This window comes from Aquimarina gracilis, assembly GCF_035285365.1.
Taxonomy (GTDB): domain Bacteria; phylum Bacteroidota; class Bacteroidia; order Flavobacteriales; family Flavobacteriaceae; genus Aquimarina; species Aquimarina gracilis.
The window spans coordinates 231,854-244,905 of record NZ_JAYKLX010000002.1 but is presented as its reverse complement, the minus strand read 5'-3'; the positions used below and the strand labels follow the sequence as shown (position 1 = coordinate 244,905).

Genomic DNA, 13,052 nt, shown 5'->3' with positions numbered 1-13,052 from the left:
GTCTATTTGCGTTAAACACTTGCTTTGCATATCCATATAGTCCATAAACAATGAACACTACGAAAAATGCCATTATCCCATAAATAATAATGTTAAGTAATACTGCATTCATAGCCCCAATATTTTAAATATTAACTCTTACTAAGATAGGGATTTTTCTCCTGAATTCCTATTTTAAACATTTAGTTATCAACAATTTATATTTTTTTTAATATTTGTATAACTACTAATTTTTACCAAACATAAACGATATGATTTATACCGATCAATTGAACCGAAAAATTGAAGTTTTTGAGGCTCCTAAACGTATCATTTCGTTGGTTCCTTCACAAACAGAACTTCTGGTAACATTGGGGTTAGAAGATGCTATCGTAGGGATTACCAAATTCTGTGTACATCCCAAATGGTTAAGAAAAGAAAAAACAATAGTGGGGGGTACAAAAAAAGTGAATTATGATAAAATACGAAAACTTAACCCAGATATCATTCTCTGTAACAAAGAAGAAAATACTAAAGAAATTGTTGAAAACTTGGAAAAAGAATATGCAGTACATGTTTCCGATATTTTTTCAGTAGAAGATGCTACAAACATGATTCAGCAATATGGCGAGATCTTTAAAATGGAAAATGAAGTCAATAAACTTGTCTCAAAAATAGAAGCCGAACAGAGGTTATTTAAAAAGCAAGTAGCTAATAATCCTAAAAAAAAGGTTGGGTATTTTATATGGAAGGATCCCTGGATTGCTGTTGGTGCTAATACTTTCATAGATCATTTATTAGAACTGAATAATTTTGAAAATGTTTTTGCTTCCAAAAATCGTTACCCTGAGGTTTCCCTAGAAGAGATAAATGCGTTGGGCGAACAGGATTTAATCCTTCTCTCATCAGAACCATTTCCTTTTTCTGAAAAACACATTCTAGAAATTCAAAAAATAAACCAACGAGCAAAAGTTCTTTTGGTAGATGGGGAATATTTTTCCTGGTATGGATCACGTCTGGCTGATGCTTTTTCTTATTTCAAGACATTACATAAACAAAATATTCGATAAACAATTCTATAAATACTGTTAACCGTATTCTTTATACCAAATAAGTTTGTAGTTTTGAACCACTAAACAACAAAGCATTGCTTAATTATTCGGTATATCGCCATCCAGAAAATAATACATGGGTGACTTTTGTTCATGGAGCGGGAGGTAGCTCTTCAATATGGTTTAAACAGGTCAGAGAATTTAGAAAACATTTTAACGTGTTGCTTTTGGACCTAAGAGGACATGGTAATTCTAAACCTGTTCTTAAAGACGCTTTTAACTCTAAATATACTTTTGATTCGATTACACAGGACATTGTTAAGGTAATTGACAAAGAAGGTATTAAGGAGTCACATTTTGTTGGTATTTCTCTGGGTACAATATTAATTCGAAATTTAGCCGAAAAGTATCCTCAACGCGTGCAGAGTATGATTATGGGCGGGGCTATAATGAAATTAAATTTCAGGTCTCAAGTATTAATGAAACTTGGGGTGGTGTTCAAGTCTGTGATTCCATATATGCTATTATATAAATTTTTTGCATTTATTATAATGCCCAAAAAGAATCATAAACAATCGAGATTGCTTTTCGCCAACGAAGCAAAAAAACTTTATCAAAAAGAATTTGTTCGTTGGTTTAGACTTACTTCAGAAATCAATCCATTATTACGATTTTTCAGAGCAAAAGATATTAGAATACCTACTTTATATGTAATGGGCGAAGAGGATTATCTTTTTCTTCCCTCAGTACAAAAAGTTGCAGCCTCGCATAAATTATCAAAACTTTTTGTAGTTCAAAATTCGGGACATGTAGTAAATGTCGAACAACCCGAGGTTTTTAATAGAGAAACAATAGCTTTTATTGAAGAGTCTTAAGAAGTGGCGATTTTAAAATATAGCCGAACTTTCAATTTTTTTTATTCGAGAGAGTATTTCATTGGCTTTTTCATGCAATTGATCACTCTTCTTTTTATCTGTAAGTGCTAGTTTATAAGCATTCTTCATCATTTTACAGTAATCGTGCTGTAACTTTTGCAATTCGGTTCTATTTTTAAACCAACTAAACATCTTTTCTCTTTTTGTAATTTTATTACAAAGGTACCCGATAAAGAAAAAAGCCCCTCTTAATAGCGAGTTAACATAGCCTAAAGTTATGATAAATATGATATAAACAAATTAACACCTGTTCAAAATAGGTAAAACATCAAGGGCGATCTTGCAACGCAAAAACTCGTCTTAGTAAATCAGTAGTTCTAGAGCTTAATTTGGTTCTTATTTCTTTCTCTTCCACCGCAATCATTGTATACACGCCTTTTAAGGCTTCTTGAGTTACATAATCGGTAAGGTCTGGATTAACATTATTGGTAAGCGGTAGCGCATTATATTTGTTAATGATGTTTGACCATATTTTATCTGCTCCAACCTTGGAGAAAGATCGATTGATTACCGGATTGAATTTTGCGTATAAAGCATTGTTGGTTTTGTTTTTTAGATACGTTGTTGCTGCATTATCATTACCCAAAAGAATTTGTCGAGCATCGGTAAAGGTCATCTGTTTTACGGCATCTACAAATATCGGGGTTGCTTCTTTAACAGCATCTTCTGCCGCCCTGTTAAGTATTTTAAGTCCCTCATCAGCCAAGTTGCTTAAACCAACATCTCTCAATGTTTTATCAACTTTACGTAATTCTTGTGGAAGCAAAATTTTCACCAATTGGTTTCTATAAAACCCGTCTTTTTGTGTAAGCTTGGTAACTTGTTTGTCGATTCCATTATCAAGAGCTTGGCGCAACCCATTGGCAATATCAATATTGCTTACTCCAAATCCTCCTCCGGTTGTTTGAGGCAAACTATTTACAACTTGCTGAAGTTCTGCGCAGCTGCTTAAAAGAAGAAGGCTAAGTAGGAAAATTATTTTTTTCATAGTATTGATTTATGGGATGAAAAATGTTCTTTCAATAGATCTAATGTAAGTAATACCTATGAAAAAATCACAGTTTTGTTGTTATAAACTAAAACTTTGTGTTGTATATGATGTTTGATTCCCCTGGATAATACAATTTTCTCGAGGTCCCTGCCTTTTAAAATGAAATCTTGAACATTGTGTACATGTGACACTCTTACAATTTCCTGCTCAATGATAGGCCCTTCATCAAGGTCTGAAGTAACATAGTGACTAGTAGCTCCGATGATTTTAACACCTCTCTCATATGCAGAATGGTAAGGCTTTGCTCCTGGGAAAGCAGGTAAAAATGAATGGTGGATGTTAATAATTTTATTGGGGAAATGATTTACAAAATCAGGTGATAGAATTTGCATATATCGTGCAAGAACAACAAAGTCAATTTTATGTTCTCTTAGAATTGCCAATTGTTCTGCTTCGGCTTGTTCTTTATTGTCCTTGGTAACAGGAATATGTTTAAAAGGAATATTAAAGGCATCTGCAATTGGTTTTAGATCATTATGATTACTTATTATTATAGGGATTTTGACATGCAATTCTCCCGATGCATGCCTCCCAAGAATATCATACAAACAATGATCATATTTTGAAACAAATAGGGCCATTTTTGGTTTTTTGTCGGTATCATACATTTCCAGATGCATCCCATAATTTTTTGCCACATCATTGTTGAAAGATTCTTTAAAACGTGCCAATTTTTCCTCATCACTATCAAATTCGCAAACAAGTCTCATAAAAAACTCTTTTACTTCACGATCCACATATTGATCTATGTAAGTAATGTTACCCTTTTTGGCTAAAATAAAATTGGTTACGGTTGCTATAATTCCCTTCTTATCGGGGCAGTTAATTAAAAATGTGGTCTTTTTCATTAATAAAAGTCTTTTCGGAAGATAAACTTACTATTATTGAGATAACTTTTATAACAATTTTCACTAAACATACCCATTTTCTCTACGTTTTTAGGTGATTATAAATTAGACAGGGATTTCTATAGATAATTTTCAAAAAAAACATCGCAAATAGTATTAAATTTGAAGTTTAACTAATGAATATACTAAAAGGGTTAAATAAATTATATAATTCTAAAAAAATAATCCTTTTTGATGCATATTTCGTAAATTAGCAGCATTAAAATCACTATTTATTGTCAATGGAACAAATTACACCGTATACGCCCAAGAATAAAGTTAGAATAGTAACTGCCGCATCATTGTTTGATGGGCACGATGCTGCTATTAATATTATGCGTAGAATTATTCAATCTACAGGGGTTGAAGTAATACATCTTGGGCATGATCGAAGCGTAGAAGAAGTAGTAAATTGTGCAATTCAAGAAGATGCCAATGCCATTGCAATGACTTCTTATCAAGGTGGACACAATGAGTATTTTAAGTATATGTACGACCTGCTTCAGGAAAAAGGAGCAGGACATATCAAAATATTTGGTGGTGGTGGTGGAGTAATCCTTCCCGAAGAAATTAAAGATCTTATGGATTATGGGATTACAAGAATCTATTCACCAGACGATGGACGTGAATTGGGATTACAGGGAATGATAAATGACCTGGTTCAAAAATCCGATTTTCCAATTGGAAACGGTCTTAATGGAGAGGCAGATCATTTAAATAAAAAAGAAATTGGTGCCATAGCACGGGTTATTTCTGCAGCAGAAAATTTTCCTGAAATAGCAAAAGATACTCTCGATGAGATCCACCAAAAGAATAAAACTTCAAAAACACCGGTTTTAGGTATCACAGGAACTGGAGGAGCAGGTAAATCGTCTTTGGTAGACGAACTTGTACGAAGATTTCTAATTGATTTTTCAGACAAGACAATAGGAATTATATCAGTAGACCCGTCAAAAAGAAAGACAGGTGGTGCCTTGCTTGGAGATAGAATACGAATGAACGCCATTAATTCCCCAAGGGTATATATGCGTTCACTAGCTACACGTCAATCCAATCTGGCGTTGTCAAAATATGTTGCAGAGGCAATCGAAGTGCTTAAGGCTGCCGAATTTGACTTAATCATTCTTGAAACTTCAGGTATAGGACAATCAGATACTGAAATTCTTGAACATAGCGATACGTCATTGTATGTAATGACTCCCGAGTTTGGTGCGGCAACACAACTGGAAAAAATTGATATGCTTGATTTTGCAGATTTAGTCGCTATCAATAAATTTGATAAGCGTGGTTCATTGGATGCTTTGAGAGATGTAAAAAAGCAATACATGCGCAATCACAACCTTTGGGATACCCCACAAGACGAATTACCTGTTTATGGGACCATTGCTTCACAGTTTAATGATCCTGGAATGAATACGCTTTATAAGGCAATCATGGACAAGGTAGTCGAAAAAACTGGAGCAGATCTTAAATCAGATTTTCATATCTCCAAAGAAATGTCTGAAAAGATTTTTGTTATTCCACCAAGCAGAACTAGATATTTATCTGAAATTTCTGAAAATAATCGAGCTTATGATAAAACAGCAAATACTCAAGTTGAAGTAGCTCAAAAATTGTTCGGAATTTATAAAACTATTTGCAGTGTTGCAGATATAAATTTCATTGGATTATCCAAAAATGGTATTGAAGATGAAGGGTTGCGTAATGTTAAAGATGAAGATAAAAAATCACTCATGAAATTATTGCTTGCCGAGTTTGATCGCGTTAAGCTTAATTTAGATCCGTATAACTGGGAAATTATTACTGCTTGGGGAGCAAAAGTTAAAAAATATAAGGATCCTATTTACTCGTTTAAGGTAAGGGACAAAGAAATAAAAATAGAGACTCATACCGAATCCCTATCACATACTCAGATTCCTAAAGTTGCTTTGCCAAAGTATGAGGCTTGGGGGGATATTTTGAGATGGTCTTTGCAAGAAAATGTTCCAGGTGAATTTCCATATGCCTCAGGATTATACCCTTTCAAAAGAACCGGAGAGGATCCTACCCGTATGTTTGCAGGTGAAGGAGGTCCAGAGCGTACCAACAGGCGTTTCCATTATGTGAGTTTAGGGATGCCTGCAAAACGCCTTTCTACAGCGTTTGACTCGGTTACACTATATGGTAATGATCCGGATCATAGACCCGATATTTATGGTAAGATTGGTAACGCAGGGGTATCGATTTGCTGTCTGGATGACGCCAAGAAATTATATTCGGGGTTTGATCTTGCTCATGCCATGACATCGGTGAGTATGACCATTAATGGCCCAGCACCTATGTTGTTGGGATTCTTTATGAATGCTGCGATAGATCAAAACTGTGAGAAATACATAAAAGAACAAGGGCTGGAAGCTGAAGTGGAAGCCAAAATTCAGAAAATATATAAAGAAAAAGATGTAAATCGTCCGCAATATCAAGGAGAATTGCCTGAAGGTAATGATGGTCTCGGATTAATGTTGTTAGGTGTTACTGGAGATCAGGTGTTACCGGAAGATGTCTACAATAAGATCAAAGCAGAAACATTGAGTACGGTTCGTGGTACAGTTCAGGCAGATATCCTTAAAGAAGATCAGGCGCAAAACACTTGTATTTTCTCGACAGAGTTCGCATTGCGTTTGATGGGAGATGTACAGGAATATTTTATCGAAAAACAAGTGCGTAACTTTTATTCAGTATCGATTTCAGGATATCACATAGCCGAAGCAGGAGCAAACCCTATTACTCAATTGGCATTAACGTTAGCCAATGGATTTACCTATGTAGAGTATTATTTAAGTCGAGGAATGGACATCAATAAATTTGGACCAAATTTATCGTTCTTCTTTTCAAATGGTATTGATCCAGAATATGCTGTAATTGGTCGTGTGGCACGTAAGATTTGGGCAAAAGCTTTAAAACACAAATATGGCGCCAATCCAAGAGCGCAAATGTTGAAATATCATATACAAACCTCGGGACGTTCATTGCATGCCCAGGAAATTGATTTTAATGACATTCGAACCACTTTACAGGCATTGTATGCTATTTATGATAATTGTAACTCGTTGCACACAAATGCTTATGATGAAGCAATTACAACACCAACAGAAGAGTCTGTACGACGAGCAATGGCAATTCAGTTAATAATCAATAAAGAACTTGGTTTGGCCAAAAATGAAAATCCAATTCAAGGGTCATTTATTATTGAAGAATTGACTGATCTTGTGGAGGAAGCAGTCTTGACAGAATTTGACAGAATCACCGAGCGCGGAGGTGTATTGGGTGCTATGGAGACTATGTATCAACGAAGTAAAATACAAGAGGAGAGTTTGTATTATGAAACCTTAAAGCATACCGGCGAGTTCCCGATTATTGGTGTAAATACTTTCTTGAGCTCGAAAGGATCACCAACCGTTACTCCAGGAGAAGTAATTCGTGCAACCGAAGAAGAAAAACAGTATCAAATCACAACACTTAATAACTTACATAAAGCCAAAGAAGATATGGCTAACAAGGCTTTAAAAGAAGTACAGGAAGCAGCTATTCAAAATCATAATATCTTTGAAGTATTGATGGAAGCGACCAAAGTATGTTCTTTAGGTCAAATTACTTCTGCTTTATTTGAAGTAGGGGGGCAGTACAGAAGAAATATGTAGGCAAAAGTTGGTGTAATATATCTCAAAATAGGATCAAAAAATAGCCAATTTAGTCTGTGTCTAAAAATGGTGGGAAGTACATTATAGTAAACTTGACGGTTAATTAGTATAAGAGTTTTATATCCGTAAATTTTATCGTAAATTTACTTTAACCAACCTTTTTATATCACAAAAATGAGCAATACAATTACTATAGCGGGTATTTCCTTTACATTAAATTTTTGTCATAAAACAAATGATACTCCGATCCCATCCAATTTTATTTCTAAACAACCCATTGCTAATATATACAAGAGCTCTATTTCTTCAGATCTTAAGAAATATATAGTAAATATAGTAGCCCATTTACCAGAGAACCTTCAATCTCTCGCTGATCTAAATCTTAGTAGTGGTTTATTTTTAAATGAAGACAAAACTATTTTTTTTAACTATTCTGGTGTAAGTAAAGTGACTACAGCAGTAGATAAATCTGATAATGGAGTTTTGTTATGTAGAGAATTTAATATTGAGTATGATTGTGAGGATGAACATGAACAGATCAAAAACTATAATTTATATCATATACAGTTTGAATATGAATTATTACCTAAAAGTTTTCAATCTGTAGAGGCCATAATTGTTCATGATATTAACGAAGATCCCGAGACAGACCGTGGTACCGTAACTACAGTTAGGACAGATGATCAATAAAATTTTTATAAAAACTCTTTTCATATTTTTTCTAACTATTAATAAAGTTTTATCCCAAGTACCACCAGAGACCGATATACAAAGGCTTTATAAAAAGGGAGAGAGAATATGTACAACGAAAACAAAGAAAACACTTTGTAAGGCCTTTAGTTTTTATCTTAAGAAAGATTTTGATTCATGTTACGTGTATAGTAATAAAGCATTTGCAGAAGTTTCTTCAAGAGAAGAACAAGATGTTTTGAATTATATTCAAGGGGTGAGTGCTATCAAAAAAAAGTTTTTAAAAAAAGCACTTCAAAACTTTCATGCCATATCTAATTCACCGGATTTTAAAAATTTAAAGAACCTGAAATTAGGACAGCTTCATCTTATGATGGAAAACTACGATGAAGCTATTTCATATTATTTAAAATGGGAAGATAGTAGTCTAAGCACTAACAAAGTCTTAAAAAAAAATGGATATCATAATCTTGGGCTGTCCTATTTACATAAAAAGGACTATAAAAATGCTAAAAAATATTTTGACAAAGAATTGAAATTAGTTAACGATACTGATACTCTAGAAATCATTACAAATAAAATGGAGCTGGCTAATGTATACTATAATCAATACCTTGATGAAACAGCAATACCTCTTTTTGTTGAAGCGTATCAACTGGCAAAATCCTTTTCAAATATTGAATTGAAACAAAATACGTCAAAAAACTTGGCTGTTGTAGAGAAAAACAGGGAGAATTTTAAAGAAAGCGTAGATTATTATATAGAATACAACAAATGGAAGGATTCGATTTGGAACGCCGATAAAATTTGGGAATTAACAGAACGTGATAAACAGTTGGCGATTGCCAGAAAACAACAAGAAATTGCACTACAAAATGAAAAGTTAAAACGACAAAATATACAACGCAAAGGTTTGGTTATAGGGGCTTCTGGGTTGCTTATTTTTATTGGATTTCTTGGGTATTTTTATAAAAAACTGATTAAAAAAAATAAATTAATTATTACCCAAAGAGAAGAATTAGAAATAGCTAATAAGACCAAAGATTATTTATTTTCTGTAGTTTCCCACGATTTACGTTCTCCAATAAATACCTTAAAAAAGGTTCATAATAAATTGATGGTTCAAATTGAAAATGAGGATATGTTGGGAATGCAAAATACCGCAAATACTGCAATTGAAATCACAGAAGATACGTTTCATTTATTGAATAATGTACTTCATTGGTCTTTAGAACAAAATAATCAGTTACTTTTTGAACAGGGTACGTACCCATTACAACAACTGGTAGAACAAACGCTAATCAATTTTGAAGGCATAATAGAAACTAAGGAAATCACATTATTGTCCGAGTTGGATAATGAGATTTTAGTAAACGTTGATAAAGAGTCTTTAAAAATTATTCTTCGAAACTTGTTTGATAATGCGATAAAGTATACAGAAGAAAAAGGAACCATAACAGTAAAAACAGGAATAGTGGCTAATAACCAATGTTATATCGAAATTGCCGATACCGGTATTGGAATTCCAGAAGAAAGATTGCTTAAAATTAATGCTTTGCGCGATATTACTATCGATAAAATAGATAGATCAAAAGGTGTTGGGCTGGGATTATTACTCTGTCAAACATTGATTAAAAAAAATAAAGGAAGTCTACTCATAGAAAGTGAACTAAATAAAGGAACAAAAATAAAAGTATTATTACCTTGGGTAAGTGCATAGATAAATTATGAAACAGTTACAAGTATTACTTTTAGAAGACCAGCAAGAAGAAGCGAGAGAAACTGTATCGTTTTTACATAACCATGATTACAAAGTAACTCATGTTAAAAGTTTAGAAGAAGCTGAAATAGAAATAGAAAACCACTTTTTTGATGTAATTATTTTAGACATCATGATCAATGGAAAGCCAGAAGGCATTACGTTTGCACAACAATTAAAGAGTAAAGGAATAAGCGCACCCTTTTTGTTTCTAACCAATATACAGAGTAAATCAATTTTTGATCAGGCAAAAGAATCCAAACCTTTTAGCTATCTGTTGAAACCTTACAATAACCTGGAACTCCTCTTTTCCATAGAACTCGCTATAGAAACATATTATGAACAGGCAAATACCATAAGTTTTACTCAAAAAAATGCAATACTTAGTCCAAACTTTCTATTTATAAAGAAAGGAAAGAGTGTGGTAAAAGTTGAAATAGATTCCATTCACTATATAGAGGTAAAGGATAAATATTGTAATCTGATTTGTGACCAAGACCAATATCAAATCAAATTATCGCTTACAAAAACCAAGGAGACTTTGGCAAAACCTGAGTTCAAACAAGTTCACCGAAATTTTTTGGTAAATCTTAAAAAAATTAAAGAAATCTATTTTGAGGATAATCTCATAATCATGGATACCAATGAAAAAATTCCCTTTAGTGAACGATATAAAGCTTTTTTCCTTAAAGGAAATAATACTATTTTCAGATAAAAAATGAATAAGCCTGAGTTCTTAACATAAAAATTCAGGCTTATATCATATTTAAAAATGGAGGGTTTTTTAAAACATACTTTTTCTCCTCGAAACTACAATTTTGGGTCGCTAAAAGGAAAAGGTATCAGTTTAGGAGGGTTGCTAGGTATAGAAGCACTGGGTGCATATACAGGATATTGATAATAATCTGCTTTGGCATTTGATCCATTAAGTGTAATCATGGTAAAGCCATGGTTTAAAAAATCAAAATTACTACCACTCCAGCTTACAGGAGAACTACCTAACTCAGCAGGTGGAGTATGGTCTTTATACGAAGAGCCTGTTGGTTTATAAGGATCTTCACCTTTCCATTCTTCATAACCGCTGTTTCCTACAAGTCGACCTTTTGCCAAACCTAACTGATTATCTTCAAAAATATTTAATACATGTTCATGACCCCAAAACCAGGCGGCGACTTTAGCAAAATAAGGCTGAAATACTGCTAATAAATTATGATTTAGATATTCTAAACTTTTCTTATCAGTGCCACTTTTATAAGTTACTCCCTTGCCATCATTAATTATAGAATGACTAGAGAATAACTGGTGGTGAGAGAGTAATACAGTCTTTCCTGTAAAAGTTTCTAGCTTATTTTGATGCCAAGAGGCCTCAGAAAAAGTAAGCCAGGGAGCATAGCTTGCATTTACCTGTGTAGGATGAGCTATATTGAAATTATGTACAGAATTATATCCGGTATCCATACCCAAGAATTGCCAATTTTTGTCATCGGTTTGTAAAGCAAAAAAACTAGCCTCCTGGTTTAGTTCTGTAAAACCATTATTTTTATTCATAGGAACTACCGATTCAAAAAAGCCCCAACCTCCTGCATAATATTCATGATTTCCGGGTACCGAAAAAACAGGCACTTTTTTTCCAGCTTTCTTAAATGCAGTATTAAAAGTATCTACATAGGTTTTACATTCATCTTTTGTACCAGAGTAATAAATATCTCCCAAATGGATGATAATATCAGGATCTAATTGTTCTAGCAGGGCGATTAGCATAGTTGTAGCATCGTTGAGCCCTGTTCCGAAATCTCCTAAAATTGCTATTTTTGAATTTGCTGGAATGGTTACTACTCCAAAGTTGCTGCTTGCCCCCCCGTGATCATCAATATCAATGTAAGGACCTGGGATAGGATTGCCATCTTTTCCCCAAATTACAGCACATTTGGCCCATTGTAGATATGCATAATCGCTGTCTGGAAATTCTATTGGAGTTCCTATCAAAGGTGCAGTAGCACTTTTTAGTTGAAACCCTTCTGGATCATTAGCAAGTTCTAATGTTTTTTTGAAATGTTCTTGAGAAAGATACGCATGAACTATAGGATGTATTTCTGCTTTTTTTTCACTGTTTGGTAAATAACTTTGTATGTGTTCTGGCCTTAGATCGCGTCCGTTGTTTTCAAACTCATTTACATGTAGATTAGTTCCAAGCACCATAGGATGGTTCGCAACCAGACTTTTCAATTTTTCGGGATCGATATCGGGATTACTTTCCTTTATTTGGTCTCGAGCAACAGTAGCAACTGCAGATTGCCACCTAGACATGAATGGATTACCGGATCGTATATATGGCGGAATTTTAATGCGTTTCATAAGATGTTTTTTAAGTTTAAGATTGATTTATGTATCACTAATACTGTTTTTTTAGTCCTAATGCAGTTATTTCTTTTCTTAACCAAAAGATTTGACGTATAAATCTTTAATGCTTCATAGTTCTAAATCTTATTATTATTTTAAGATAGAAATATAGAATAGGGACTAACTAATAGTGAATTGAACATGTACAGGATGACCTGACTGTGGTAACGGATTAGGTATCATCAATGTTTGAATACCAGATCCGGATAATATCTTTACATCAGTAGCATTTAAGCCATTTCCTGAAGGGCAACTATATGAAAACTTTAATACTGGATTGGTTTTTCCGTCATTACATTGGTATTGACAAGATCCATCTGTACCAAAAGGAGACCAGTTGGTATGTATCAACGAAAATTTCACAGTTGTACCTGCAGGAATAATTTTAGGTGGCTTCGGCTTATAATCTCCATGAGTGTTTACTGGTGTTGACTTTAACGATAACGAAAAAGCTGTCTTGTTAACAATAGTAACATGACAATTGAAATATTCTAACATAAGCTAATTTTTAAGATGAATACACTTTCTTACGAAAGCAGTGGTATGAATTCCAAACCGACCTTTCCCAAAAGAATCGAAATATATTTTCTCTTTTGAGAAAGTATCGGATGGATATATAGGC

11 protein-coding genes are annotated in these 13,052 nt (G+C 33.6%); 6 read left to right on the top strand and 5 right to left on the bottom strand.

The annotated features are described in order from the left end of the window. Positions 1-251: 251 nt before the first annotated feature. Positions 252-1,049, top strand: coding sequence for an ABC transporter substrate-binding protein (locus U6A24_RS04015; protein ID WP_324178653.1), 798 nt, complete (start codon positions 252-254; stop codon positions 1,047-1,049). A 77-nt stretch (positions 1,050-1,126) separates the two neighbouring features. Further along, the gene (locus U6A24_RS04010) at positions 1,127-1,906 is read left to right on the top strand and encodes an alpha/beta fold hydrolase (RefSeq protein ID WP_324178652.1); all 780 of its coding nucleotides are present in this window, start codon (positions 1,127-1,129) and stop codon (positions 1,904-1,906) included. A gap of 12 nt (positions 1,907-1,918) precedes the next feature. On the opposite strand, the gene U6A24_RS04005 is transcribed toward U6A24_RS04010, so the two are convergent. The 3 genes from U6A24_RS04005 to purU form a co-directional block, all read right to left on the bottom strand. Continuing rightward, a complete protein-coding gene (locus tag U6A24_RS04005) occupies positions 1,919-2,098 on the bottom strand; it encodes a Lacal_2735 family protein (RefSeq protein ID WP_324178651.1) in 180 nt (59 codons plus the stop codon). 136 nt (positions 2,099-2,234) lie between these two features. Next, positions 2,235-2,954, bottom strand: coding sequence for a DUF4197 domain-containing protein (locus U6A24_RS04000; RefSeq protein ID WP_324178650.1), 720 nt, complete (start codon positions 2,952-2,954; stop codon positions 2,235-2,237). Between the two features lie 56 nt (positions 2,955-3,010). After that, positions 3,011-3,865, bottom strand: a complete 855-nt coding sequence (gene purU / locus U6A24_RS03995; protein ID WP_324178649.1) for a formyltetrahydrofolate deformylase — start codon at positions 3,863-3,865, stop codon at positions 3,011-3,013. A gap of 281 nt (positions 3,866-4,146) precedes the next feature. Between purU and U6A24_RS03990 the strand changes: the two genes are divergently transcribed. The 4 genes from U6A24_RS03990 to U6A24_RS03975 all read left to right on the top strand — a co-directional run bounded on the left by U6A24_RS03990 (position 4,147) and on the right by U6A24_RS03975 (position 10,745). Beyond that, on the top strand, positions 4,147-7,581 hold the full coding sequence (locus tag U6A24_RS03990; protein WP_324178648.1) for a methylmalonyl-CoA mutase family protein: 3,435 nt from the start codon (positions 4,147-4,149) through the stop codon (positions 7,579-7,581). A 174-nt stretch (positions 7,582-7,755) separates the two neighbouring features. Then, on the top strand, positions 7,756-8,271 hold the full coding sequence (locus tag U6A24_RS03985; protein ID WP_324178647.1) for a hypothetical protein: 516 nt from the start codon (positions 7,756-7,758) through the stop codon (positions 8,269-8,271). A gap of 184 nt (positions 8,272-8,455) precedes the next feature. Continuing rightward, positions 8,456-9,991, top strand: coding sequence for a tetratricopeptide repeat-containing sensor histidine kinase (locus U6A24_RS03980; protein WP_324178646.1), 1,536 nt, complete (start codon positions 8,456-8,458; stop codon positions 9,989-9,991). 7 nt (positions 9,992-9,998) lie between these two features. Next, on the top strand, positions 9,999-10,745 hold the full coding sequence (locus U6A24_RS03975) for a LytR/AlgR family response regulator transcription factor (protein ID WP_324178645.1): 747 nt from the start codon (positions 9,999-10,001) through the stop codon (positions 10,743-10,745). A gap of 95 nt (positions 10,746-10,840) precedes the next feature. Here U6A24_RS03975 and U6A24_RS03970 read toward each other — a convergent pair whose 3' ends face one another. Both U6A24_RS03970 and U6A24_RS03965 read right to left on the bottom strand, forming a co-directional pair. Next, positions 10,841-12,385: a metallophosphoesterase family protein gene (locus U6A24_RS03970; protein WP_324178644.1), complete on the bottom strand. Its 1,545-nt coding sequence runs from the start codon at positions 12,383-12,385 to the stop codon at positions 10,841-10,843. A 165-nt stretch (positions 12,386-12,550) separates the two neighbouring features. Continuing rightward, positions 12,551-12,928: a hypothetical protein gene (locus tag U6A24_RS03965; RefSeq protein ID WP_324178643.1), complete on the bottom strand. Its 378-nt coding sequence runs from the start codon at positions 12,926-12,928 to the stop codon at positions 12,551-12,553. Positions 12,929-13,052 lie beyond the last annotated feature (124 nt).

Excerpts from the sequence above, each read along its gene's own strand:
- U6A24_RS04005 (WP_324178651.1), bottom strand. The coding sequence starts at position 2,098 with ATGTTTAGTTGGTTTAAAAATAGAACCGAATTGCAAAAGTTACAGCAC.
- purU (WP_324178649.1), bottom strand. The coding sequence starts at position 3,865 with ATGAAAAAGACCACATTTTTAATTAACTGCCCCGATAAGAAGGGAATT.
- U6A24_RS03985 (WP_324178647.1), top strand. The coding sequence starts at position 7,756 with ATGAGCAATACAATTACTATAGCGGGTATTTCCTTTACATTAAATTTT.
- U6A24_RS03965 (WP_324178643.1), bottom strand. The coding sequence starts at position 12,928 with ATGTTAGAATATTTCAATTGTCATGTTACTATTGTTAACAAGACAGCT.
- U6A24_RS03970 (WP_324178644.1), bottom strand. The coding sequence starts at position 12,385 with ATGAAACGCATTAAAATTCCGCCATATATACGATCCGGTAATCCATTC.
- U6A24_RS03990 (WP_324178648.1), top strand. The coding sequence starts at position 4,147 with ATGGAACAAATTACACCGTATACGCCCAAGAATAAAGTTAGAATAGTA.
- U6A24_RS04015 (WP_324178653.1), top strand. The coding sequence starts at position 252 with ATGATTTATACCGATCAATTGAACCGAAAAATTGAAGTTTTTGAGGCT.
- U6A24_RS04000 (WP_324178650.1), bottom strand. The coding sequence starts at position 2,954 with ATGAAAAAAATAATTTTCCTACTTAGCCTTCTTCTTTTAAGCAGCTGC.
- U6A24_RS03975 (WP_324178645.1), top strand. The coding sequence starts at position 9,999 with ATGAAACAGTTACAAGTATTACTTTTAGAAGACCAGCAAGAAGAAGCG.